Origin of the sequence: Brevundimonas vitisensis (assembly GCF_016656965.1) — a bacterium.
Taxonomy (GTDB): domain Bacteria; phylum Pseudomonadota; class Alphaproteobacteria; order Caulobacterales; family Caulobacteraceae; genus Brevundimonas; species Brevundimonas vitisensis.
This window is the reverse complement of sequence record NZ_CP067977.1, coordinates 261591-286841: the sequence shown is the minus strand read 5'-3', so window position 1 is coordinate 286841 and position 25251 is coordinate 261591. Positions and strand designations below refer to the sequence as shown.

Sequence of the window (25251 nt, the reverse complement as noted above, 5' to 3'; positions counted from 1 at the left end):
GCGGATTCGGCGCTTTCTAGACCCAACCCCGTCGCCGTTCAAACCCATGCGACGAAAGGACATTTGTTGAGAGTGGTTCGCAAGGCGATAAGCTTTGAGGTTGCATTCCCGATCTGAACTCGCTCCCTTGGCGGTTCCTCCTCCAGAACGACGATAAGGACCTGCACATGGCCCTGGGCACCCGCATACTGAACGGCGTCGAACGGATCGGAAATCGGCTTCCCGACCCGGTCTTTCTCTTCCTGTGGCTGATCGGTGGCCTGGTGGTCCTCAGCCTGATCGGCTCGGGCCTGGGCTGGTCGGCTATCAATCCGGTGACCGGAGAGACGCTGGTCGCCCAAAGCCTGCTCTCACGCGAGAACCTCGAAAAACTGATCATCGGCATGCCGCGCACCTTGGCCGACTTTCCGCCGCTGGCCATTGTCGTGACGATTATCTACGGGGCCTCGGTCGCCGAGCGTACGGGCCTGTTCAACTCTGCCATCCGCGGAGCCCTGCTGAATGCACCCAAGGCCCTGCTGACCCCGATCGTGGTGGTCGTCGGCATGATGTCCCACCATGCGTCCGACGCCTCCTATGTCGTGGTGATCCCATTGGCCGCGGTGATCTTTGCGGCGGCCGGCCGTCATCCCCTGGCCGGACTGGCAGCAGGCTTCGCGGCCGTATCGGGCGGTTATGCCGGAAACCTGTTCCCAGGGTCACAGGACGCCCTGATTCTGGGCATCACCGAGCCGGCGGCGCGGCTGATCGATCCGACCTATTCGGTGAACATTGCCGGGAACTGGTTCTTCATCATCGGCGTCGTGCTGGTCTTCACTCCCATCGTCTGGATGATCACCGACCGCATCATCGAGCCACGCCTGGGTCAGTGGACGCCGCCAGCCGGTGCCAATGCCCCCACAACCAAGGTGGAAAATCAACGCCTGACCAACGAACAGAAGAAAGGCCTCGCCTGGGCCGGCCTGGCCATTCTCGGGATGCTGGCGCTGTGGACGCTTCTGACGCTGATGCCCGGCTCACCCTTCATCGATCCGGAGGCCGAGGTGGGTCAGGAGTTCAACCCGCTCTATCGCTCGCTGATCGCCTTCTTCGCCATGACCTTCTTCCTGGCCGGTGGGGCCTATGGCGCGGGAGCCGGAACGGTGAAGTCCCATCGCGACATGGTTCGAATGATGGGCGAAGGAATCGCACAGCTGGCCCCCTATATCGTGCTGGCCTTCTTTGCCGCCCACTTCGTCGCCATGATCAACTGGTCGGGCCTGGGACCCATTCTGGCGGTGAATGCGGCAGCCGAGCTGAAGACCATCGCCCTGCCCACGCCCCTGCTTCTGATTTCGGTCGTGCTGGTGTCCTGCTTCTTCGACCTGTTCATCGGCTCGGCCTCGGCCAAATGGTCGGCTCTGGCCCCGATCGTCGTGCCCATGTTCATGCTGCTGGGGATCAGCCCCGAGATGACGACGGCGGCGTATCGGATGGGTGATTCCGTCACGAACATCGCCACCCCTCTGATGAGCTATTTCCCGCTGATCCTGACGTTCGCGCAGCGGTGGGATCCTCGATTTGGCCTGGGCTCGCTGATGTCGACCATGCTGCCCTATGCAGGAGCCTTCCTGGTCGCCGGCTTGACCATGGTCGCCGTGTGGGTGGCCCTCGATCTGCCGCTGGGGCCGGGTGTTGGCGTCTATTACGACCCGCCCGCCCCGCAAGCTGAAGTTTCAGCGCCGGTCGACAGCGGAATTACCGGCACGGCGGGCCCGGCGGAGCCCGCCGTCGTGGCCGGTACGGGGGTCTCCACAAAATGATCCGATAAACTGTCATCAGTGCGCTTGACACCCCGACGTGTCGCCGCCTAAACGACGCCCCTCGCCGCGACGCAAACACGTTGTGAGCGGGCAACGCGGGTGTAGCTCAGTTGGTTAGAGTGCCGGCCTGTCACGCCGGAGGTCGCGGGTTCGAGCCCCGTCACTCGCGCCATTCTTTCAGTCGGTCTGAAAGAATGGCGCGTCCCCCCCTTCCCTTTTGTTGAACAGCGGGCGTGGTTTGGCCACGCCATTATCGCTGACTTTTTTGTTCTTGCTTTGTTCCATTCTGCCTTTATCCTCTCCCTATGGCCGAAGCGGCAAAAGGAAGAGGGGCGCGGACGAACGCGACCGGACGGTATGAGGCAAACGCGGTCGAGGCGTTCGATGACGGCTGGACCCCCGAGGACGCCAGCCCGCCGCCGCTCCGAACCACGCTGACGCCAGAGCGCGCACGCGCGCTCATCACCAAGAACACCAGCCCCGACGTGGGGTTCGACCGATCCATCAACCCCTACAAGGGCTGCGAACATGGCTGCATCTACTGCTACGCCCGTCCGTCCCATGCCTGGATGGGCCTATCCCCGGGCCTGGATTTCGAGAGCCGGATCTTCTTCAAGCCCGAAGCGGCACGTCTGCTGGAACAGGAGCTCTCTGCGCGTCGATACGTCTGCAAGCGCATCCACATAGGGGGCAACACCGACCCCTATCAGCCGGTCGAACGCGATCAGAAGATCACGCGCGGCATCCTGGAGGTCATGCAGAGGTTCAACCAGCCGTTCAGCATCATCACCAAGTCAGGGCTGATCACGCGCGACCTGGATATCCTGGGCCCCATGGGGCGCGATGGCCTGGCCACGGCCTTCGTCTCCATCACCACCCTGGATCGCGGCCTGGCCCGAGCGATGGAGCCGCGGGCCTCCACCCCTGCCCGCCGCCTGGATGCCATCAGGGCGCTTGCGGAGGCCGGCGTTCCTGTCGGGGTCGGCGTGGCACCGATCATCCCAGGGCTGAACGACCACGAGATGGAATCGATTCTGGAAGCGGCGGCCAAGGCCGGGGCCACAACAGCCATGTATGTGACGCTGCGTCTGCCGCTCGAGATCAAGGACCTGTTCCGAGAATGGTTGGCCGATGCCCGTCCGGAGCGCGCGGCCCGGGTCATGTCCCTGATCCGCCAGACGCGCGGGGGCCGTGACTATGATGCCGACTGGACCCAGCGCATGAAGGGCACAGGTCCGGTCGCAGAGCTGATTGCCACGCGGTTCAAGGCCGCGGTGAAACGCTATGGGCTGGAGGGCGAGCGCCACGTCCTGGACGTCAGTCGCTTCCGCGTACCGCGCGACGCCCGCACCCAGATGGAGCTGTTCGACTGAACCCCTGCCAGCCCGCTCAGGTCGCCGGGTCGATTGCCAGTACGACCAGGGATTTGGCCGGCATTCTGACGACAAGTCCCTGCCCGGACACGGCTGCGCCGTGAAACGCGACAGGGCGCACCGTATCGGGGGCATCGAAGTTGTTGTGCGCATCCATCACATCGGCCGTCAGTATCCGCCCGGAAACGGCCTGTGCCCGTGGTCCTGTGATGTCGACCGTGACGGTCACCTCGCGGCGCGGATCAAGATTGACCAGCGCGACGTGCACGCGGCCGTCCAGCCCGCGCGCCGCCGTACCATCGAGCATGGCCAGGCGAGCATCCCCCTCCACATACTCCGGCGCGCGAATGGCCAAGGGCAGCACCGTGGCCCCCTGGAAGGGGCGATACATCTCGAACGCATGATAGGTGGGGGTCAGGACCATACGCGGCCCATCCGTCAGGATGACGGCCTGAAGAACATTGACCATCTGAGCGACATTGGCCATCCGCACCCGGTCTGCGTGCCGGTGGAAGATGTTGAAGTTCACGGCCGCCAGCAGGGCATCACGCAGGCTGTTCTGCTGTTGCAGGTGCCCGGCCTGAGACCCCGGCGTCGGATCGTACCAGGTGCCCCATTCGTCGACCGCCAACGCGACCCGGGCGTCCGGATCCGTCTGATCCATGATCGCGTCATGGCGGACGATCATCTCCTCGATCTTGTAGGTCTGGACGAAGGTGGCGGCCCATTGGCCCTCATCAAACCCCAGGGCCGGCCCCTTGGCCGCCCAGTCGCCCGTCGGCAAGGTGTAGTAGTGAAGCGAGAGCGCGTCGAAATCGGCTGGATTGGCCATCAGGGTCCGCATCCAGTCGTAATCGACGGCATTGGGCCCGGCCGCCACCATCTGGGCCTTCTGGCCATACGGCGCCACGAAGCCGACGAACTGCCGCATCAGGTCACCGTAATAGGCCGCTCTCATCCGGCCGCCACAGCCCCAGGGCTCATTTCCCAGGCCGACATAGTCGATCCGCCAGGGTTCATCTCGCCCATTTGCCCGGCGCGCTTGAGCCAAGGTCGAATGCGTTGGCGACGATATATATTCGACCCAGTCCGAGGCCTCGGCCACGGTTCCTGACCCCATGTTGACGCTCAGATAGGTCCGGGCTCCGATCAGCTCGGCGAAGTCGAAGAACTCATGCGTACCAAACCCGTTGGTCACCTCGTCCCCACCCCACCATCGATTGAGGGTGACGGGGCGCTGATCGCGCGGCCCGATCCCGTCCCGCCAGTGGTAGATGTCGGCATAACATCCGCCCGGCCAGCGCACGACCGGCACGTCCAGGGCTTTCAGCGCACCCACCACGTCGTTTCGAAAGCCGCGCGTGTTGGGGATGTCGGACTCCGGCCCGACCCAGACGCCACCGTCGATGCCCGTTACCAACTGCTCCATGAACTGGCCATAGATTTCCGGCGCGATGACGGCTCCGGGCTGCTCAAGGTTCAACGTGGCCGTGGCATCGACCGTCTGGCCCCAAGCCGGCAGGGATGACCCGAGAAGCGCAGCCGCCAGAGCCGAGCCGGATATGAGCAGCCGCGTGAACGTCATCGACGCCTCATCAAGTTGGAAAAAAGCCGATCCTCGCCCCTATGCGCCGGGGCAGACGGCGTCACCTTCGTTGGAAGCCAGACGGACATCCTCCACCGCCACGGTCATGGAGCCTGAGACCTGAAGCCCCCAGGGCCGATCGACCGCGGCAATGGCCGCCCCGGAGTCCCGCAGACACGACAACCGGACTTTGACGACGCGCCACTCTCCGACAGGTGCCGATCCAAGGATCGAGGTTATGTCCACCGATCCGTCGCCGAGAGTCAGGCGCACAGTGCCGGTCGGCCGCGCATCGACGCGATAGCGGAAGGCGATCGCCATCTCTCCGTTCGCCTGCCGCGTCAGGTCCACTGGTGCGGCTGCGATCAGGGCGTGTGCGGTCTGGCCGGACGGCACATCGAAGGAGAGGATGCGAGCCGACTCTTGAGCCTGACCGTCGCCGGATCGGGCGGAGACGGCACCGCGCGGCGAACGCCCCTGCGATTCCAGGCCCAGACGGAACTCGCCTCCGTCGTCACGCAGCATCAGCGACCAGGGCGCAACGAAACGACCATCGACGAAATAGCGATCGATGCTTGACACCACCTCGGCCACACCGCTGACTTCCGACAGCGTCCCGACTGAGGCCGGTCGTGCGTAGGACAGCCCATAGCCGTAAGCGAACTGAGGATCGTATCCGGGCTGGCCGCGGTTCAGCGGCTCTCCCACAGCGGTCTTGGGCCAGCTGAAGGACAGGGTGCCGCGGAAGTCGTGGCGCGGGCGTCCCTCAACATCGCCGATCAGGACGTCCGCAATGCCGCCGCCTTCGGTGCCGGGCAGCCATGCCGCGACGAAGGCGTCGGAGGCGTTGATCTCCGGATTGGTCCAAAGCGGTCGACCCGACAGAAAGACAGCCACCGTCGGAATGCCGGCCGCCTTGAACCGGCGCAGCATCTCAAGCGGCTCTTGCGGCCCGAAGTCCAGGGTTTCGATGTCGCCCTGAAACTCGGCATAAGGGGTCTCGCCGAACACGACGATGGCCACATCGGGACGGTCCGTATAGCTGCCGTCGGCGCTGAAGGTCGCCTGGCCCCCACCGGCTTCCACTGCTTCCTTGAGGCCTTCCCAAATAGACTGGCCGTTGGGAAAGTCAGCCCGGCTGTTGCCCGTGCCCTGCCAGGTGATCGTCCACCCGCCCGAGGCCTGACCGATATCATCGGCCGCCCCTGCCACCAGGATTCGCGCGCCGGCCCGGATTGGCAGCACCGAGCCCTCGTTCTTCAGCAAGACCAGCGATTCACGCACCGCACGCCGCGCCAGGGCGCGATGCTCGGGCGAACCCAGCAGTTCCACACGGCCTTCATAGGTGCGGTCGTCGTCGAACAGGCCCGTCTTGACCTTGACCCGCAGGATGCGCCGGACGGCCTCGTCCAGGCGTGCCATCGGGATTTCGCCTGACCGCACCTGGGCCAGGGTGTTCTCGTACAGCGGCTTCCAGCTGTCCGGCGCCATCAGCATATCGATGCCGGCATTGAAGGCCAAAGGGCAGCTCTCGTTCGAGCAGCCGGGCAGCTGACCGTGAGCGTTCCAGTCGGAAACGACAAAGCCGTTGAAGCCCAGCGGCCCTCGCAGCACGCCCGTCAGGATCGTCTCGTTGCCGGAATGCTTGATCCCGTTCCAGCTGGAGAAGCTGGCCATGATCGACAGCACCCCGGCGTCGATGGCCTCCGGATAACCGGACAGATGGGTTTCGATCAGCTCACGCTCGGTGCCGGCGAAATCACCCTGGTCCTTGCCACCCGTCGTTCCTCCATCGGCCAGGAAATGTTTGGCCGAACCTGCGATACGGCCCGGCTGAATGCGCTGTCCGCTCCGCAGCTCGCCTTGAAGGCCCAGGGTCATCGGGCCAGCGTAACTCTGAGCAATCTCTGGATCTTCTCCATAACCTTCATAGGCGCGCCCCCAACGGTCATCGCGCGGGACGGCCAGGGTCGGCCCGAAAGTCCAGTCGGCGCCCGTCACCGCCACTTCGATGGCTGTGGCTTCACCGATCTGACGGATCAGTTCCGGGTTGCGCGCGGCCCCCAGGCCGATGTTGTGGGGAAAGATGGTCGCGCCGACGACGTTGTTATGCCCGTGCACCGCATCGATGCCATAGATCAGCGGCACACGAGCCCCCGGGCGCGCCTCGGCCGCCGCGCGGAAATCCCTGGCCAGCTGGACCCATTCCTGAGCGCTGGCCCTTTCATTTCCGCCCGGCGAAGAATTGCCGCCGGCCAGGATCGAGCCGAGCGGATAGGTCAGAAGGTCCTCGGGCTTGATGGCGCTGATATCGGCCTGGATCGTCTGCCCGACCTTTTCCTCCAGCGTCATGCGGCCCATCAGCTCGGTGATGAAGGCCTCCGTCTGGGCATCCGTCATGGCCGAGGGCGACCCAGCCTCGGGCCACTTTTCCGGATGCGCGCGCGCAGCCTCGGTGACGATGGAGTCCTGCGACGACACATAGTTCACAGGCTGGGGCCGATCCGACAGCGATCTGTCCGGCATCAGGGCACAGGCGGCAAGAAGCGAAACCAAGGGGCACACCATGGCTGTGGCGGCGACAATGCGACGCTTCTGGGTCATTCGGGCTCTCCTCCCGGCACGATCGACGAAAAGGTCGGAGCGGCCGGGAAGGACGCTCCGACAGTTCGTTCAGGGTGTCGCGAAACGTCAAGTCACTCCGGGGAGGAGGGGTGAGCGCGTCATTTCACCTATGCAACTTGATCCACCAGCGGCAATCATGTCAACAATAATGTTAGCGCTACCAGCCGACGGCCAACCGTCGCGCCCCAGGAGGAAACCGCGTGCTGGAAACATTGACTAGACGGGGCGTGGGCTTCACTGCCGCTGCATCGGGCCTGGCCGCTGTCGCGCCGAATATGGCCAATACTGAAGCCCAGGCCGCGCCCTACCGCTGGCGAAACGTCGTGGTTGGAGGCGGAGGATTTGTCCCCGGCATCGTCTTCAGCCGGGCAGAGCGGAACCTGGCCTATCTTCGCTCCGACATGGGCGGCGCCTACCGATGGGACCACCCCCTGGCCCGCTGGATTCCGCTTCAGGATGCCAATCCAGTCTCCAGCTACATGGGCGTCGAAAGCATCGCACCGGATCCGCAGGATGCCGATGTCGTCTACGCCGCCGTGGGCATGCACAGTGGCGGCGAAGCGGCCATCCTGCGGTCGGCCGACCGGGGCGACACCTGGACGACCGTGCCCGTCGACTTCGCCATGGGCGGAAATGAAGACGGCCGCGGCCTGGGCGAACGGCTGGCCGTTGACCCCAACGACACTCGCGTCCTGTTTTTCGGATCGCGGCACGACGGCCTGCAACGGTCGCAGGACAGGGGCCGCACATGGCAGAAGGTCCGCAGCTTCCCGTGGTCGGGTCTGGGGATGCGCCGCGACCACCCCACGAACGCGGGTCTGGCCTTTGTCGTTTTCGACCCGACCACCGGTCAGCGGGGCAGCCTGACGCAGAGCCTGTTCGTAGGGGTCGCCGATGCTGACGGTCAGGGTCTGTACCGATCCGACGATGCCGGCCGCACCTGGCGCAAAATCGAGGGGGCTCCCGAGGGCCTGTCGCCGGTGAAGGCAGAGATCGACGATCGCGGTGTGCTGTTCACCACCTGGTGCCGGGGCATGGGCCCGAACGGCGTCACCGGCGGCGCCGTGACGCGGCTGGAAACGCGCTCGGACGCTGCCCTGGTCGATGTCTCCCCTCCCCGCCCGGACAATGATCGCGGCGGTGGCTTCATGGGGGTGGCCGTCGATCGCCAGAACCCCGGCACGGTACTGGTGTCCAGTATGAACCGCTGGAATCCGGGCGACACCCTGTGGCGCTCCACCGACGACGGTCGCCGCTGGACCAGTTTGCGCGAAAAGTCCCGCCGCGACGTCTCGGCCACGCCCTTCCTGTACTGGGGCAATCCCGAGCCGGACTTCGGCTGGTGGATCGCCGCCCTGGCGCTTGATCCGTTCGACGGGCGTCGAGCCGTCTATGCGACCGGCGCGACAATCTATGCGACTGACGATGTGTCCGTGCCGGATGCGAATGGCGGCACCCTGTGGAAGCCCTGGGTCGAGGGGATCGAGCAGACCGCGGTCATCACCCTGACCAGTCCGGCGGCAGGCCCGCATCTTCTCAGCGGCTTCGGCGACATTTCCGGCTTCGCGCACGAAGACCTGGGCGTATCGCCGGTGCGGCAGTTCACTACGCCCGTCTTTGCCAATACGAACCAGATCGACTGGGCCGGAGCCGCGCCCAACATCGTCGTGCGCAGCGGAACCCCGCACGAGGGCGTGGCGTCTGAGGGTCACGATGGCTCGACCCTGGCCTGGTCGGATGATGCGGGCCTGAGCTGGAAGCCGCTGGGGCGACCACGACCCGCGTCCGGTGGCGATGCTCCATCTCCCGACCACCCCCGGATGGACCTGTATCGCGATGCGCCGATCACGGTGTCGGCCGATGGATCGACCTTCGTCCTGATGACACCACAGGTCATGTTCTCGCGTGATCGAGGGGCCAGTTGGCGACCGGTATCCGGACTGCCCCCGCGCCTGCGACCGGTCGCCGACCGCCGCGACCCGCAGCTTTTCTATGCCCTGGATTTCGAGACGGGACGCTGGTTCGTCAGCGTGGACGGGGCGGAAAGCTTCGCCTCGGTCGCCAGCCGTGGCCTGCCGGACGTGGCCGAGGACCGGCCGACATGGCGCGAGACAGCCTTTCCCTTGAAGGCGACACCCGGTTTCGATGGCGACCTGTGGCTGGTCTCGCGCGCTGGCCTTTACAACAGTCGCGACGGCGGCCAGCGCTTCGCTCGTGTGGACGGCGGTCTGGCGGTTGAGGCGATGGACTTCGGCAAGGCCCCAGATGGGTCAACCTATCCCATGCTGTTTGCCATCGGACGACGCGGCGATGTGCGCGGGGTCTTCCGCTCCGCCGACCGCGGTCAGTCATGGGTTCGGGTCAATGACGAGCGGACCGAATTTGGCCGACGTTTCCGCGCTATCGCCGGCGATCCTCGCATGGCGGGGCGTGTCTATCTGGCGACCGACGGTCGCGGCATCGTCTATGGAGACCCGGTATGAACCTGTCGCGGCGCGGACTGATCGGTGCAGGCGCGGCGACGCCGCTGCTGAGCGCCTGTGCCACATCACCGGGCGGCGTGACCGCCAGCGGCCCTTTTCGCCCAAGCTGGGACAGCCTGATCGAAGGCTATCGGACACCCGACTGGTTCCGGGATGCCAAGTTCGGAATCTGGTCCCATTGGGGGCCCCAGTGCGTGCCCGAGTTCGGCGACTGGTATGGCCGCCAGATGTATATCCAGGGCAATCCCTTCTACGAGCACCACGTCGCGACCTATGGCCACCCTTCGCGGTATGGGTTCATGGAGTTCATCGACCGGTGGAAGGGCGATCAGTGGGACCCCGAGAGCTTGCTGGACCTCTATCAGGCCGCAGGCGCCCGCTATGTCGTGTCGATGGCCAACCATCACGACAATCTCGACCTGTTCGACAGCGCCCATCACGCCTGGAACACCATGCGGGTGGGCCCCAAACGCGACATTGTCGGCACCTGGGAAAAGGCTGTCCGGGCGCGTGGCCTGCGGTTCGGGGTATCCAACCACGCAGCCCATGCCTGGCACTGGTGGCAGACGGCCTATGGGTATGACGCCGAAGGTCCGCTGACGGGTGTGCGCTATGACGCGGCCCGGCTGACCCGTGTCGACGGCGTCGGCACCTGGTGGGAGGGACTTGATCCGCAGGAACTCTACACCGGCCCGACCTTCGCCCCGCCGGACGGCATCGGCTCCATCGCAGAGATGAACGCCTGGCACGATGCCCGCGATGGTCAGTGGATCGAGGATCCGCCCGCCGACAACCCGGCCTTCGTGCGCTCCTGGGTCGCCCGCCAGCGGGATCTGATCACGAAATACCGACCCGACATGGTCTATTTCGACAACTATGGCCTGCCCCTCGGACGCTACGGGCTGGAGGCGACGGCCGAGTACTACAATGCCTCGCTGGGCTGGCGGGGCGAGTTGCCAGTCGTCAACGGAAAGCGGCTGGAGCCCGATCAGCGGCGGGGCATCACCGAGACGGTGGAGCGGGGCTTTTCGGATTCCCTGCGGCCCGAGCCGTGGCAGACCGACACCTGCATCGGCGACTGGCACTACAACCGCGCCCGGTTCACCGGCCACTATTACGTCCCGGCCGCCAGTGTGATTCAGCGTTTGGTGGATGTGGTGTCCAAGAATGGCAACCTGCTGCTGAGCATTCCCCAGCGCGGAGACGGCTCAATCGATTCCGATGAACGGGCGATCCTGACCGATATCGCGGCCTGGATGGCGGTCAATGGTCCCGCGATTTTCGAGACCCGTCCCTGGCGCATCTATGGCGAGGGTCCGACCGAGGTTCAGGGTGGCATGCATGGCGAAGGCCAGGCGCGGCCCTGGACGGCTCAGGACATCCGCTTCACCACGCGCGGCCAGACCCTTTATGCGTTCGCCCTGGACTGGCCGCAGGACGGACAGGTTGTCATCCGGTCGCTGGGTCTCGGCACCGCCGACGCCCCGCGCATCGAACGCGTCGACCTGCTGGGCGGGAGCTCCCTGCCCTTCCGCCAGACGGCCGACGCTCTGATCGTCACCCTGGGGCAGACCCGTCCCACCGCCTTCGTCCCCGCCCTGGCCCTGCATGGCCAGGGCCTCACGCGCTGACACAGCCAGGTTAGGACGACCCCCGCTAGTCGATCGCCAGTTCGAACGGCGTCGCAGGCAGGTCGTCCGGCCCGTAAAGGTTGCAGATGGGGCTGTCGGCCCAGCAGTACCGGACCAGCGCGGCCGTGGCGGCGGCCGGGGATGTGACTTGGATGCCTCCCGGCGCAAGCCGCCCCTCGGCCCAGACGCAGCCATCCTGAGCATCGCAAAGCTGGAGCCCCGTCACGCTGCCGCCTTCCTGGATCCAAAGGGCGGTGTTGGCCGGATAGGCGATCCGGATTGCCTCCCCGTCCCGTTGCGCTGAGACCGGCTGCGGCGACACCGCGACCGTATCGCCATGCACAAGCCGGCGGGCCTCCAGACCCAGGCGCCGCCCGACCTGCTGCTTGTTGGTCGGGTGGATGTCGTAACGGTCGCCGATATCGATGGCGACGGCCAGGCCCGCGCGCGGATCGGCATTGACGACCTGACGCTGGACCTCACGCAACCTCGCCCAGGCTGAGGGCCCCGGCGAACCCCGTCGCAGACCGAAGTCGGCCAGTTGAACGATCAGGAACGGCAGATCAGCCCGCTCGAACCGCGCCCGCCAGTTGGCCATCAGGGCTGGCAGCAGGACGGCGTATTCTTCGGGCGCACTGACGTTGGATTCGCCCTGGTACCAGGCCACACCGGCCAGGCCCCACGGCCCGAGGGGTGAGATCATGCCATTGTAAAGCGTGGTCAGGCCGCTGCCGCCGATCCAGGGCGTGCGCGGCAGATTGACCAGCTCCCATAGCGGGGCCGCGACCTGATACCGCCAGCCCTGGTTCAGAGGGATGCGCGTGCCGTCTTCCAGCACCAACGCCTTGTCCGCCGCCGGCCCCCAAGCTCCGCCGCCGCCGCCGGTGTCCAGCATGCCGATGGCGATGACATTGTCTCCGGCCTTCAGCCCGCCCGGCGCAATGCGATAGCTGCGAGGCGTGTCCCAGCCCTGACTGTCGCCGACGAAGCGGCCATTGACCCAGGTGCTGTCGGCATCGTCGATGGGCCCCAGCGACAGCGTTGCCGCTTGCCGTGCCTGTGCACGCGTCAGGGTCACATGGGTGCGAACCCAGACCGTGCCGTCAAAGGTTGCCAGTTGCGGGACCGTTGCCTCCCAGAAGCCTTCGGTCGGCATGGTCGGCCAGGCGCGGTCGTCGAACGCTGCGTCGTTCCAGCCCTGGCCGAGGCCGGGATCGTTATCCCGCCACCAGCGGGACGACACGTCGCGCCACTGGCGCTGGCCTTCAACAGGGTCTCGGGCATAGACAGCCAGGGCATCCAGCGCGACCTCGCGGCCCCCCAGCCCCCGCAGCGACGGCTCGTCCAGCCAGTCCTCGATGATCGATCCGCCCCAGGAGGCCGCAATCAGGCCAACCGGCACATCGGGATGGGCCCGGCGCAACTCGCGGCCCATGAAATAGCACGCAGCCGAAAAGCTTCGGACGCTCTGCGGCGTGGTCGAGGCCCAACTTCCGACGCGCGCGACCTGAGCCGACGGGCCCGGCAGACTGGACCGCGCAACCAGCAACAGTCGCAGATCCTGGTCATTGGCCTGGGCGATCTCGGTATCGGCATTGGTGACCTGACGGACCTCGAACTCCATGTTCGACTGACCCGAACACAGGAAGACGTCGCCCGACGCCAGGTTCGAGACCGTGGCCTCTGCCCCATCCTGCACACGCACGCTCAGAGTGTGACCACGACCCGCCGGCATGGCAGGCAGGGTGGTCCGCCAGCGGCCATCAGCGCCGGACAGAGCACTGGCTGATTGACCCGCCAGCGTCGCCTGCACCGTCGCGCCGGGTGCCGCCATGCCCCACACAGGGACAGGACGATCGCGCTGGATAACGGCTCCGTCCTGGAACATGGGATCCAGCGCCAGCGACGGCGCAGCAGACTGGGCCAAGGCCCCGCCTGCTGGCACCGACGTCAAAACCGAAAGCGCAAACAGGTGGGACAGGCGCATCAGCGGCGAACCTCAATGGCCGCGCCGTCATACTGAACCGTACGCGCGACCGGGGCATCGAACCCCACTTCGCCAGGGCCGCTGACGAAGCGGACGTGGAAGGTCCGCGACTGGCTCATTCCCGGATACTGACCGGTGCGTGCCCCCAAGGTCAGCACACCCGTCGCCTCATTCCAGGCCATCGGAATGGTCGAGAACTCGCCCCGCTCATAGCCATAGGACAGGCCGCCATCCTCATAGAAGGCGAACGATCCGTCCGCGCCCGTATAGACGACCAGGGTGATCGGGGCGTCCAGCTTCTCGCTCGTATACTGGATCTCAGGCCCGGTCGGCACGATCGATCCGGCCCGAACGAAGACGGGGATCTTGTCCAGCGGGGCCGCGACCGACGCCTCGGTGCCACCGCGATAGGACTGGCCGGAGCGCAGATCGTACCAGGTCGCATTGCCGGGGAAATAGACGGTGCGCTCGCGCGCCCGGTACTCGGTGACCGGTGCCACCAGCAGCGCCGGACCGAACATATACTGGTCGTTGATGTCCCGGGCACGCCGATCATCGGCAAAGTCCATGACCAGCCCGCGCATGATCGTGCCATCGCGATGATAGGTGTCGCCCGCCAGGCTGTAGATATAGGGCATCAGCCGATAGCGAACCTTCAGCGCATCGGCGAAGGCGTCATAGAGCGGGGTTCCAGGCTCAGCCAGATTGTAGACCTCGCGCGTCGGAAACTCGCCGTGGGAGCGGAAGATCGGCGACCAGGCACCGAACTGGAACCAGCGCAGGTTCAGCTCGTCCCACTCGGCCTTGTTCTCGGCCGTCATGCCCTGCGGGTTGGAATAGCGCGCCTCGACCGAGAAGCCGCCGATGTCGTGCGTCCAGTTCGGGATGCCCGACAGGCCCGTGTTCACCCCGGCCGAGATCTGATCTTTCAGATTGTCCCAGCGGGCGACGACGTCGCCGGACCACAGGGTGGAGCCAGTACGTTGCAGGCCGCCCCAGGCCGAGCGGGTCAGGATATAGGTTCGCTCGTCGCCCTTCTCCTCGCGGAACCGGCGATAGACGTTCTCGGCATTCACCAGCGGATAGGAGTTGAACACATAGGCACCCGGCCCCGCCGCCGTCGGTCCCATCCGCAGGGTCCGCTCGGGGATGTCCAGGTTGGAGTGCATGTCCGGCTCGACCGAATCCAGCCACCAGCCGTCGAAATCCATTCCCTTGAAGCTGTCCGACATCTGCTGCCAGTAGAGGTCGCGCGCTGCGGGCAGATAGGGGTCATAGAAGCTGTTGGCATAGCCGGGCCCGACCCAGTCGCGCGCGCCCACCTCGACGTTGCGCGTGTACATGCCGCCGATCGCATCCAGCTCCTTGTAATGATCGGTCGTCGGATAGAATTTCGGCCAGACGGAGATGATGATGTTGGCGTTCATGTCGTGAACGTCCTTCACCATCTGGGCCGGATCGGGGAAGCGGGCCGGGTCGAACTCGTGCGAGCCCCACGCATTCTCGGGCCAGTAGAACCAGTCCTGCACCACATTGTCGATCGGCAGGCGCAGCTCGCGATAGCGGCGCACCGTGTCCACCACCTCCGCCTGGGTATTGTAGCGCTGGCGGCTCTGCCAGAAGCCATAGGCCCAGCGTGGCAGCATAACCGACCGACCGGTCAGACCACGGTAGCCCGAGATGACCTCGTCCAGATTGTCGCCGCCGATATAGTAGTAGTCGATCGCATTGCCGACTTCCGACGACAGGCTCAGCGCACCCTGTTCTGCCGCCGGCAGCGGGTCCATGTGGCGCAGGGCCAGATAGCCGTCCTCGGGAGTCCACTCGATACGGATCGAGACCTGCTCATTGGCCGGCAGCTGAACCTGGAAGTCGTGGTCGAAGGGGTTCCAGTTCTGGCGCCAATTGTCTTCGACCATCTCACCGTTGATCCAGACCTTGACGTAACCCGATGAATAAAGGCGGAACTTGTGCTCGCCGGCAGTCGCCGTCTCCATCGTGCCTTCCCAGACGACGCGGACGCCGGCCTGACCGGGCTTGCCCATGTCGCCGGTCTGCACCGGCTGGCCGGGCTGGGATTTGAACCCCTGCGGCCAGCGCGACCACTCGCGGATGAACTCATAGTTCACCTCGGTCTCCTGGCGCTGAACCACCAGTTCGTCGCCCTGGTAATAGCTGGCGGTCAGGCCGCCGAAACGCCCCGTGGCATCGCGCAGGGTCAGACGGTCGCCAAGCATGCCGTAAGGCCGCGGGTCGCCGAAGCGCGTGATCGCGTTGGTTTCCCACAGCAGCCCATAGTTGCGGCTGGACACCACGAACGGGATGCCGACGTCCATATTGTGCTGAGCCAGGGTCACGTCGTGACCCTTGTGATCCATCAGCCCCTGCTGGTGCTGACCAAGGCCATAGAAGGACTCATCCTCCGGGCTTTCCCAGATCTGCCGGGTGGCCAGAAAGCGATGATCGCCGTCCTGGTCTTCGACCGTGACGGGCTTCAGCTCGCGGCTGCCGGGCCGCTCGGCCAGCACAGGCTGGCCGTCCTCGTCCAGAAAGGTCACGGCACCGGTGACCGTCGAAACCGTCGCTGAGGCCTCGGCTGTGCTGAGCACAACGAGATCGCCGCGGGTCTCGACCTCAAAGGGGGTAGTGGTCGAGGCCTCGGCGGTGACCATCAGGCTTTCCGGCAGGTCCAGGTCGGCATCTTCCGTCGCCGTGACGCGGATCGTCTCGGGCCCATAGACCTCCAACCGGACACGGCGGGCTGCGCCCTCCTGAGGCGTTACCACAATGCCGGTTGGCAGACGCTCGAACGCCGCCTGCTGGACGACGCCCGGCGAAGCGCCCTGCATCAGGCCCGAACAGGCCCCCAGCGGTGCGACGGCCAGAACGACCAGAAAGAGACGACGGGCGAGGGTCGGGGACATGGGGGGCACTCGCTAAAGCTTCGGAAAATTCAGTAGGCGGCGGTGACGACGCGCAGCAGTTGCGGTCGATCGGTGAAGTTCAGGCCATAGTCAGTCTGGTCGCCATTCCAGATCCGCTCGAAGACCCAGCGGCCTTCGTCGTCGAAGTGGCCTTCCTCGTAGCGGACAACCATGCGGCGGCGGCCGTCGGTAGAGGGCTTGGCCGCAAACTCGACGCGGGCGCGATAGGCCGTGACGATAAACTCGCCCGGCGCGATCTCGGCAACAATGGCGCCCCCATTGGGCGTTTCAGTACCCGGCACGTCCGCCAGGGGGCCAAGCCAGGTCCACTCCGGCTGTCCGAACTGCCAGCGGCGATAGCCGACGGTCACGGTCCATTCGGGGAAGTCGATGGTCTGGGAGGCACGGTCGTCGGGCTCGGCCACACCACGCACCTTGCCCTCATAGGCCAGACGCGCCCATGTCCGCTGCCAGGGTGCGATCAGCCGATAGAGATCCCGCAGGGGAACCAGGGCCTCTTCATCGATCTTGGGCGCACCCAGCGGGTAGTTGGCGTAGCCGGTGTAATCGATGCCGAACGGCGAATAGCCGATGCCACCACGGCCCAGGACGCTGAACAGATAGCGGGCATACATGACGTCGTTGCCCGTCTCGGCAACGAACAGCGCATTGTCGGGCCGCGCATAGCGGTCGAGGTGGCCCTCATAGGTGTGGGAGTCCCGGTTGTAGATGTCGGGGCTCAGGAAATCGATGGCCGGGGCGGCCGCCATCCAGGCGTCGAACACAGGCCAGACCGGCCCGCCCGACGCATAGGACGCCGGGTCCGGACGCTCATGCGGGGAAGGCAGGGCCGCGTTCACATACATCGGCAGCGGGTACTCTCGAATACCCGCCTCGGCCACCGCATTGACATAGGCGGCGATCGACCAGGCGTGGAAGAACTCGTCCGCTTCAGCACCGAAGACCTGGCTCCAGCTGCCGGCCGGCCTGCCGACACGGTCCAGCAGAGCCTGGGGCACAGGGCCCTCGAAGGCGGCCTGTGCAGCGGGTGAGTAATCCCGCACAGAGCCATAGGTCCCCACCTCATTCTGCGGCTGCATCATGATGACGGTGCGCTGGCGTTCGTCGACCTGGCGGATGTGACGCATCAGAGCCGCAAAGGCCCGCGCATCCGCCGCCAGCGTCTCGGTGCCATAGGGCGACAGGGCATAACTTTCGGTCCCATCAGCCTTGATCAGCAGAGGAAACCGCTCGGGGTTCAGCTTGACCCAGGCCGGAGCATATTTGGGCGCGGTGTTCTTCCAGGTGGCGAACCACAGGAAGACGACCCGCATATCGTTCGCACGCGCCTGTTCGATCGCATGATCGACAAAGGAGAAGTCGAAGCGCCCCTCCTCCGGCTCGATCTGCTCCCAGGCGATGGGAATCTGGACCGTGTTGGCCCCGATGAACTTGAGCGCAGGCCAGGCCTGGGCCAGAGGGCCAGGATAGTTGGACGAGTTGTTGACCTGCCCGCCAAGAATGAGGAAGGGCGCGCCGTCGACCATCAGGGCGTGACGGCCATCCTGATGCACGATCTGCGGGATCGGGGCCTGGGCAACCGCCGGAGCGGTCGCAACCGTCACGGCCATTGCCGCCGAGATGCCAGCCAGCCACGACTTGGCGATGTGCGACAGGCGCATCGTCTTCCTCCAATGCCACTCAAAGCAAAGGGGACGATCCGTCAGGACCGCCCCCTTGTCACGTCAGGTCAGAATGCTGCGCGCAGCACGATCGAAACGCGGCGATCGGTATCGACCCAGTTGTACGGCGGCTTGCGGGTTTCGTTACCCACCTTCAGCACCGTGCGCTCGTTCAGGATGTTGGTCGACTGGATGCCGATCTTCACATCGTCGGTCAGGCTGTAGAAGACCGAGCCGTCCAGCTGTCCATAGTCGCTGGCCCAGACCGGGGCGTTGATGTTCGCCGCCGAGGTGGTAAGCAGATACTCTTCGCGCCAGTTGTAGGCGAGGCGAGCCGAGATGCCATAGTTCTCGTACAGCAGGGCCGCGTTGTAGCTGGTTCGCGACATCCCCTCCAGCGGCAGCGCCTCGCCCGACGCCGTATTCTGCAGCGGGTCCAGAATGTTCTGGCTGGTGTTGCGACCGCCGGAGCTGTCGATGAAGGTGAAGTTGCCCTGGACGCCGAAACCGCTGAGCCAGCCCGGCAGGAAGTCGTAGAACTGCTGATAGGCCAGCTCGAACCCGTCGACGGTACCCTCGTCCCCATTGACGTAGCGCGTCATCAGGAAGTCGTAGGTCACGCCGCCGTTCGTGAAGGTTTCCGTCTCCGTGCCCGTGAAGATGTAGTCGGTGATGTCCTTATGGAACACCGCCAGAGTCACACTGCCGGTCGGGGCGAAATACCATTCGAGGCTGGCGTCGTAGTTGGTCGCCTTGATCGGATCGAGGCCGGGGTTGCCGCCGATGCCGGTAAAGGGCGCGACATCATCCAGTGTATAGCCGTCGGCCTCGAAGTTGATCGACAGGTTGGTGAACGGCTGGAGCTGATACATCTCCGGGCGAACCATGGCGCGCGAGACCGCGAAGCGGGCCTGCAGTCCATCGGCCAGGAAAACACGCAGATTCAGGCTCGGCAGCACATCGGTATAGCTGTTGCTGATCGGCTGACCGTCCAGAGATCCACCCGTCGAGAAGGTGACGGCCCGGTTGAAGGCCGTACAGTCGGCGGCAGGCGCGCCGGGAGGCGGGCAGGTCCCGGTGATGACCGGCAGGGTGGTGACCGACTGGGCGCTGGTTTCCGTCTCGATGATACGGACACCGATATTGCCATCGAAGGTCTTGCCGAACAGGGCGTTCTCGGCACCGAAGCGCGCATAGATGTAGGCCGCCTGCGTCTCTTCGGTCAGTTCGGTGATGCCGCCGTTGCCGCCGCCGAGGCGATAGCTCTCATAGTCGTCCGACAGCGGGGTCCAGCCCCAGCCCGAGCTCAGAGTGTTGCGCAGGATGTCATAGGCATAGGCCGTACCCTGGTTGACCAGGCCTGCGGTGGGGAACCAGGCGACGCCCGGAACCGGCGCATCACCCCGGAAGAAGTTGTCGAAGGTGAACAGCTCCGATGAATCCAGCAGGCGCGGATCCTGGGTGCCACCCGGGAAGCCGGTGTCGTCCAGATAGACGATCGCACCGCCGCCGTTGCCCCAGTACTGGTTGGACAACAGACCCCAGTTGTAGCCGGTCTGACGGTTTGTGTAGTTCTTCTCGGTCGCCCGCACGCCTACCGCGACCGAGCGGAAGAAGCTGCCCTCGTCGAAGTCATAGGTCGCATCGAGGCGCCCGGCCAGTTCGTCGGCCTCGTTGTCCTCGATATGGTCCATGGCCGCCGCCCACCAATAGGCGGAGCGGTCCTCAGGGGTGCCGCCCGACGAGGTGAGGACGGGCAGGTCGCCGCCGATCTGGATGTTCAGATCAGGACGGTTCTCCAGCTGGGTGAAGACCGTCATCGAATAGATTTCGGCAGTGGACTTCACGTACTGCAGATCACCGCTGAAGGACCAGGGCGAGTTGGGCGCATAGCGGAAGCTCAGCGCCAGGTCGGTCGTCCGCTTGGTGTCGTCGCCGACGCGGGTGTCGGTGTTGTAGTTCGCCTGAGGGACGTTGCCGCCCACGAACACATTGTCGTCGTTGTAGCTGTAGGTCGCGTTGGGGTTCAGGATGCTTTCCGTGCCCAGCGCCCGCTCGATATTGTAGGCATCGGCCTGGGACGTCAGAGCCTGGAAGGTGAACAGCAGATCGTCATTCGGGCGCCACTGGGCGGCCAGGGCGACGGCCGTACGCTCCTGCTCCCAGTCAATGGTCCGCCAGCCGAGATACTTCGGAATATAGACCGTATCGCCCGCTGCGGCCGAGCCGTCGGTCGGGGCATTGCCCGCATTCAGAACGACCGGATCATAGCGGTCGACCGAGATAGAGTCCGTGCGGTTGCCGACGTTCGAAACGCTGATGTTCGCCAGCAGGCCGAACTCGCCCATGCCGGTGTCCCAGCGATCGCTGGCGATGAAGCTGCCCGACCAGTAACCGCGCTCGGACAGGTCGCCGTAGTTATAGTCCGCGTTGAACGCGACCAGCGGCTCGCTGTTGTCGAACGGCACGCGGGTGCGCAGGTTGACCGTACCGGCAATCCCGCCCTCGATCATGTTGGCAGCGACGTTCTTGTAGACGTCGACACCGGCCAGCAGGTCGGCCGAGACGTCCTCGAAGCTCAGACCGCGACCGTTCGAAGCCGAGAAGATATCGCGACCATTGGTCTCCGAACGGACCCACGACAGGCCGCGAACAAAGACGCCACCGCCTTCGGCCGCCAGACGGGCCGGGTCACGGGCCGCATTGGTACGCTGGAGGGTGATGCCCGGGATGCGCTGCAGCGCTTCGGACACGGATCGATCGGGCAAGGCGCCGATATCCACGGCGGTCACCGAATCGACGATGACCTCGGAATCCTGCTTGATCGCCTGGGCCGAGCGCAGCTGCGCCCTGATCCCGGTGACCACAAGCTCGTCGACGTCGGTGGCCTCCGGGTCCTGAGCGGCCGAAGCGCTCTGGGCCATGGCCGACATCGGGGCCAGCGCAACCAGGCTGACCAGGGACGCCCCGCACAGCAAGGCGACACGGCTATTTCGCTTCAAGTGAGACAAGACTGTCGTCCTTCCTGCATGCGTCCGCCGCTTGTGCGATCTTGGACGCGATCCTCCCTATCCGGACGCCGCAAACACGGTTTGACGACCCCCGACATTTCAAGGATGCACAATGTTTCATGCGTTGAAAAGCGATTTCTGTTAGCGCTATCATTTGCACACCCAGACCGTCGCTCTAGGGTCACAGCCGGGCGAACGTCGGGATATCAGGTCGGCACCAGATCGGCCGGGGAGGACTGAGGATGCAGGACGATCGGAAGATCCGAAGCGTCGCAATCGTGGGCGGCGGTACTGCGGGCTGGATGGCGGCCAGCGCGATGGCCAAGGCCTTTGCCGCGCCGGGGGGCTCTGCCGGCCCGACCATCACGGTCATCGAATCCGAGACTATCGGCACCGTCGGCGTCGGCGAGGCGACCATTCCGCCCATCCGCCAATTCAACAGCATGATCGGCCTTGATGAAGCCGACTTCATGGCCGCCACCGGCGCGACGGTAAAGCTGGGCATAGCGTTCCACGACTGGTCCGCACCTGGCTCACGCTATTTCCACGGCTTCGGCGACTTCGGTCCCGAAGTGCGCGGCCAGGCCTATCGCCAGCATCTTTTCCGGCTGCATGCCGAGGGCCGGATCGACAGCCTGGAGGCTTGGTCCCTGCCTAGCGTCATGGCGGCGAAGGGTCGATTCGCGCCGCCCTCCGACGACCCGAGATCGGTCCTTTCGGCCTATTCCTACGCCTATCACTTCGATGCCGGCCTGTTCGCCCGTCGCCTGCGCGCCCTGGCCGAGGCGGCTGGAACGGTACGGCTGGAAGGCCGGATCGTCGATGTGACCGTGGATGCCGACCGCGTCCAGGCCGTCGTGCTGGAGGACGGCCGCCGCGTCGAGTCCGATCTCTTCATCGACTGCTCGGGCTTTCGCGGCCTGTTGATCGAGGGAGCCTTGAAGGCTGGCTACGAGGACTGGACCCGCTGGCTGCCCTGCGACCGGGCCGTCGCCCTGCCCTGCCCCGCCACCCGTGCCCCTGTTCCCTACACAGCTGCGACGGCCCTGTCCGCAGGATGGCGATGGCGCATCCCGCTGCAGCATCGCGTGGGCAACGGCTATGTCTATTCCAGCGCCTTTATCGATGATCAGGCCGCGCTGGATGAGCTGTTGCAGGGACTGGAGGCAGCACCGGTCGCCGAACCCAATCGGCTGCGGTTTGTCACAGGCCGCCGTCGCATGGCCTGGAAGGGCAATGTCGTAGCGGTGGGACTGGCCTCGGGCTTCCTGGAACCGCTGGAGTCCACCAGCATCAATCTGATCCAGACCGGAATCGGCCGACTGCTGGAACTGTTTCCCGACCGGGACTTCGATCCAGCCCTGTTGACCGAGTACAATCGACGCACGGCCCAGGAATTCGAACGCGTCCGCGACTTCATCATCGCCCATTACCATCTGGCGGGACGCAGCGAGGGCGAGCTGTGGCGGCACTGTCGCGACAACGCGCCGCCCGACACCCTGGCCGCGAAACTGGAGCTGTTCCGCGCCCGGGGCGAGGTCTCGCTGCTGGAGGATGAGTCTTTTCGCGAAGACAGCTGGGCTGCCGTGCTGACCGGCCTGGGCGTCTGGCCGCGCCGTGTCTCCCCCCTCGTACAGCGACTGGACCTGGATCAGGTGCAGGCCCAGGCAGGGCGGCTGGCGGACTTGATCGGCCGCGCCGCCGCCTCCCTGCCCGATCACGCTGCCTATCTGGATGCACGTCGCCGCTCAGCGATGGGAGCCGCCGCATGACCCCCGCCCCTATTCAGCGCATTCTGATTGTGGGCGGCGGGACCGCCGGTTGGATGACCGCCGCAGCACTGGCTCATGTCCTGCGCGGCACGGTGAAGATTGAACTGGTCGAGTCCGAGGCCATCGGCACCGTCGGTGTGGGCGAAGCGACCATCCCGCCCATCCTGTTGTTCAACGCCCTGCTGGGGATTGATGAGGACGAGTTCGTCCGAGAGACGCAGGCCACCTACAAGCTGGGCATCCAGTTCCGCGACTGGTTCAGGAAGGGTCATGAGTATTTCCACCCCTTCGGCCACTATGGCACGCGGGTGGATGCGGCTCCGTTCCACCAGTACTGGCTGCGATTGAATCAGGCGGGTCTGGACGACAGTCTGGACGACTATTCGGTCACGACGGTGGCGGCCCGTATGGGCCGGTTCGCTCGGCCGGAGCGCGACCCGCGATCCATACTGTCCCAGATGACGCACGCCTTCCATTTCGATGCGTCCCTCTATGCCAGGTTCCTGCGCCAGCGGGCCGAGGCGGCAGGTGTCGTTCGTCATGAGGGCCGGATCGCTGACGTTCGTCTTCGGGACAACGGCTTCATCGATGCGGTCGTCCTCGACGACCAACGGACACTGTCGGCGGACTTCTTCATCGACTGCTCAGGCTTCCGGGGCCTGTTGATCGAAGGCGCGCTCAAGACCGGTTACGAGGACTGGACCCACTGGCTGCCGTGCGACCGGGCCGTGGCCATGCCCTGCGCGCGTGTGCAGGACCCCACGCCCTATACCCGATCCACGGCGTTAGAGGCCGGGTGGCAGTGGCGCATCCCGCTGCAGCACCGCACCGGCAACGGATATGTCTATTGCAGCGAGCACATCAGCGATGACGAAGCCGTCCAGCGGCTTCGTAGCGGCCTGGATGCGCCGGCCATGGCCGACCCCAACTTCCTTCGGTTCACCACGGGCCGCCGGAACAAGACCTGGAATCGCAACTGCCTGGCGATCGGCCTTTCAGCGGGCTTTCTGGAGCCGCTGGAGTCGACCAGCATCCATCTGATCCAGACCGGCATCACCAAACTGCTGCTCAGCTTCCCTGACACCGGCTTCGCGCAGCCGGACATCGACACCTACAACCGGCTGATGCAGCTGGAGTTCGAGCGGGTCAGGGACTTCGTTGTTCTGCACTATCACGCGACCGAGCGGGACGACGCGCCGCTCTGGCGACAGGTGGCGGCCATGGATATTCCCGACACCCTGCAGGCAAAGATGGATCAGTTCCGCAGCCGGGGCCGGGTCTTCCGGTTCGACGACGAACTGTTCCAGGAAGCCAGCTGGGTCGCGGTGCTGCTGGGCCAGGGTGTCCGCCCCGAGCGCCCGGACCCCATCACCGAAGTGGTGCCCCTGGAGGTCACGCGTCGGCATCTTCACGGGCTGCGCATCGCAATCCGACAGGGGGTCGAACGGATGCCCACGCATGAGGACTTCATTGCCGCACACTGCAAGGCTCCGCCGATCCGCTGACATTTATATGTAAGAGTGCTTTTGCCTGTGATATTCGGGCGCAGGGGCAGGCCGCCAGCAGCGGCACCGCCGGGAAAGGAAAGGCTGTGTCGGTTCAAGACGATCAGGACGACAGAAAGTACCGCGCGCCTGCGCTGGAAAAAGGCTTGGATGTCCTCGAGCTTCTGGCCGCCCAGGGACCGGTACTGACCCCATCGCAGATGTCTGCCGAACTGGGCCGCTCCGTCAGCGAACTCTTCCGCATGATCCAAGTGCTGGAGTTTCGCGGCTATATCGAGCTGACGCCCCAGGGATATCGGCTGACCAACCGCCTGTTCACCCTGGGCCTGGCTCAGGCACCGGTTAAGTCACTGTCGGAAGTCGCCCTGCCTGCGATGCGCACCCTGTCGGAACTGACGGTGCAGTCGTGTCATCTGGTTGTACCGACCGAGGACCAGATCGTCGTGATCGCTCGAATCGAGGGGCCTGGCGACCTGGGATACTCGGTCCGGCTCGGCTACCGGCGAAACATCATCGACGCCAGTTCGGGCCTGATGTTCTATGGCTGTGCGTCCGAGCAGACCCGGGCACGGCTGGCGGCCCGGCTGACCACGGCCCACGGGCAGGCGCGGGTCTCGAACTATATCGCGGCTGCCGAACAGGCGGCCCGCCAGGGCTACGTTCGGCGCGAAAGTGACTTCGTGAAGGGCGTGACCGACCTGGTCGCTCCGATCATGGGGTCAGACGGCATCCTGGCCACCCTGATCACCCCCTACATTCAACGCACACCGCCGGTGTGCGACGTCGATACGGCCCTCTCCCACCTCCAGGCTACGGCTCAGGCCATCTCAGCGGAGATGGCGGCCGTCTCTCAGGCTTGATCTCCGCCTCT

Annotated in this window: 13 protein-coding genes and 1 tRNA gene; 8 read left to right on the top strand and 6 right to left on the bottom strand. The window is 65.3% G+C overall.

Annotated features, from left to right (window positions below; translation table 11 throughout):
• Window positions 1–167 precede the first annotated feature (167 nt).
• The 3 genes from JIP62_RS01355 (at window position 168) to JIP62_RS01345 (ending at window position 3175) form a co-directional block, all read left to right on the top strand.
• Window positions 168–1802 (top strand): AbgT family transporter, encoded by a 1635-nt coding sequence (locus JIP62_RS01355; RefSeq protein WP_201103175.1) that lies wholly within the window; start codon window positions 168–170, stop codon window positions 1800–1802.
• A gap of 95 nt (window positions 1803–1897) precedes the next feature.
• Window positions 1898–1974, top strand: a tRNA-Asp gene (locus tag JIP62_RS01350).
• A gap of 133 nt (window positions 1975–2107) precedes the next feature.
• Window positions 2108–3175, top strand: coding sequence for a PA0069 family radical SAM protein (locus JIP62_RS01345; RefSeq protein ID WP_201103174.1), 1068 nt, complete (start codon window positions 2108–2110; stop codon window positions 3173–3175).
• A 16-nt stretch (window positions 3176–3191) separates the two neighbouring features.
• Here the strand turns inward: JIP62_RS01345 and JIP62_RS01340 are convergent, their stop codons facing one another.
• Together JIP62_RS01340 and JIP62_RS01335 are read right to left on the bottom strand one after the other, a co-directional pair.
• On the bottom strand, window positions 3192–4760 hold the full coding sequence (locus JIP62_RS01340) for an alpha-N-arabinofuranosidase (protein WP_201103173.1): 1569 nt from the start codon (window positions 4758–4760) through the stop codon (window positions 3192–3194).
• Window positions 4761–4799: 39 nt separating this feature from the next.
• Window positions 4800–7364 carry a glycoside hydrolase family 3 protein gene (locus tag JIP62_RS01335; protein ID WP_230974813.1) on the bottom strand — a complete coding sequence of 855 codons (2565 nt, stop codon included), beginning with the start codon at window positions 7362–7364 and terminating at the stop codon, window positions 4800–4802.
• 248 nt (window positions 7365–7612) lie between these two features.
• On the opposite strand from JIP62_RS01335, the gene JIP62_RS01330 reads away from it, so the two are divergent.
• Both JIP62_RS01330 and JIP62_RS01325 read left to right on the top strand, forming a co-directional pair.
• Window positions 7613–9868: a WD40/YVTN/BNR-like repeat-containing protein gene (locus tag JIP62_RS01330; RefSeq protein ID WP_201103172.1), complete on the top strand. Its 2256-nt coding sequence runs from the start codon at window positions 7613–7615 to the stop codon at window positions 9866–9868.
• On the top strand, window positions 9865–11499 hold the full coding sequence (locus JIP62_RS01325) for an alpha-L-fucosidase (protein WP_201103171.1): 1635 nt from the start codon (window positions 9865–9867) through the stop codon (window positions 11497–11499). Before JIP62_RS01330 ends, JIP62_RS01325 begins: the two co-directional genes overlap by 4 nt.
• Before the next feature lie 25 nt (window positions 11500–11524).
• Here the strand turns inward: JIP62_RS01325 and JIP62_RS01320 are convergent, their stop codons facing one another.
• The 4 genes from JIP62_RS01320 to JIP62_RS01305 form a co-directional block, all read right to left on the bottom strand.
• Complete coding sequence (locus tag JIP62_RS01320; RefSeq protein WP_201103170.1) at window positions 11525–13486, bottom strand: sialate O-acetylesterase; 1962 nt, start codon at window positions 13484–13486, stop codon at window positions 11525–11527.
• Window positions 13486–16410, bottom strand: coding sequence for a TIM-barrel domain-containing protein (locus JIP62_RS01315; RefSeq protein ID WP_201103169.1), 2925 nt, complete (start codon window positions 16408–16410; stop codon window positions 13486–13488). The genes JIP62_RS01320 and JIP62_RS01315 overlap by 1 nt, the downstream gene beginning before the upstream one ends.
• A 29-nt stretch (window positions 16411–16439) precedes the next feature.
• The gene (locus JIP62_RS01310) at window positions 16440–18092 is read right to left on the bottom strand and encodes a DUF5597 domain-containing protein (protein WP_230974812.1); all 1653 of its coding nucleotides are present in this window, start codon (window positions 18090–18092) and stop codon (window positions 16440–16442) included.
• 68 nt (window positions 18093–18160) lie between these two features.
• Window positions 18161–21103 carry a TonB-dependent receptor gene (locus JIP62_RS01305; RefSeq protein WP_230974811.1) on the bottom strand — a complete coding sequence of 981 codons (2943 nt, stop codon included), beginning with the start codon at window positions 21101–21103 and terminating at the stop codon, window positions 18161–18163.
• Window positions 21104–21345: 242 nt separating this feature from the next.
• On the opposite strand from JIP62_RS01305, the gene JIP62_RS01300 reads away from it, so the two are divergent.
• From JIP62_RS01300 to JIP62_RS01290, 3 genes are all read left to right on the top strand, one after another.
• Window positions 21346–22875 carry a tryptophan halogenase family protein gene (locus JIP62_RS01300; RefSeq protein WP_201103168.1) on the top strand — a complete coding sequence of 510 codons (1530 nt, stop codon included), beginning with the start codon at window positions 21346–21348 and terminating at the stop codon, window positions 22873–22875.
• Window positions 22872–24380 carry a tryptophan halogenase family protein gene (locus JIP62_RS01295; protein WP_201103167.1) on the top strand — a complete coding sequence of 503 codons (1509 nt, stop codon included), beginning with the start codon at window positions 22872–22874 and terminating at the stop codon, window positions 24378–24380. Before JIP62_RS01300 ends, JIP62_RS01295 begins: the two co-directional genes overlap by 4 nt.
• 86 nt (window positions 24381–24466) lie before the next feature.
• Window positions 24467–25240 (top strand): IclR family transcriptional regulator, encoded by a 774-nt coding sequence (locus JIP62_RS01290; RefSeq protein WP_201103166.1) that lies wholly within the window; start codon window positions 24467–24469, stop codon window positions 25238–25240.
• Window positions 25241–25251 lie beyond the last annotated feature (11 nt).

What these genes read in the sequence shown, in the direction of transcription:
- JIP62_RS01355 (WP_201103175.1), top strand. Translation starts at nt 168, where the DNA reads ATGGCCCTGGGCACCCGCATACTGAACGGCGTCGAACGGATCGGAAAT.
- JIP62_RS01345 (WP_201103174.1), top strand. Translation starts at nt 2,108, where the DNA reads ATGGCCGAAGCGGCAAAAGGAAGAGGGGCGCGGACGAACGCGACCGGA.
- JIP62_RS01340 (WP_201103173.1), bottom strand. Translation starts at nt 4,760, where the DNA reads ATGACGTTCACGCGGCTGCTCATATCCGGCTCGGCTCTGGCGGCTGCG.
- JIP62_RS01335 (WP_230974813.1), bottom strand. Translation starts at nt 7,364, where the DNA reads ATGACCCAGAAGCGTCGCATTGTCGCCGCCACAGCCATGGTGTGCCCC.
- JIP62_RS01325 (WP_201103171.1), top strand. Translation starts at nt 9,865, where the DNA reads ATGAACCTGTCGCGGCGCGGACTGATCGGTGCAGGCGCGGCGACGCCG.
- JIP62_RS01320 (WP_201103170.1), bottom strand. Translation starts at nt 13,486, where the DNA reads ATGCGCCTGTCCCACCTGTTTGCGCTTTCGGTTTTGACGTCGGTGCCA.
- JIP62_RS01315 (WP_201103169.1), bottom strand. Translation starts at nt 16,410, where the DNA reads ATGTCCCCGACCCTCGCCCGTCGTCTCTTTCTGGTCGTTCTGGCCGTC.
- JIP62_RS01310 (WP_230974812.1), bottom strand. Translation starts at nt 18,092, where the DNA reads ATGCGCCTGTCGCACATCGCCAAGTCGTGGCTGGCTGGCATCTCGGCG.
- JIP62_RS01300 (WP_201103168.1), top strand. Translation starts at nt 21,346, where the DNA reads ATGCAGGACGATCGGAAGATCCGAAGCGTCGCAATCGTGGGCGGCGGT.
- JIP62_RS01295 (WP_201103167.1), top strand. Translation starts at nt 22,872, where the DNA reads ATGACCCCCGCCCCTATTCAGCGCATTCTGATTGTGGGCGGCGGGACC.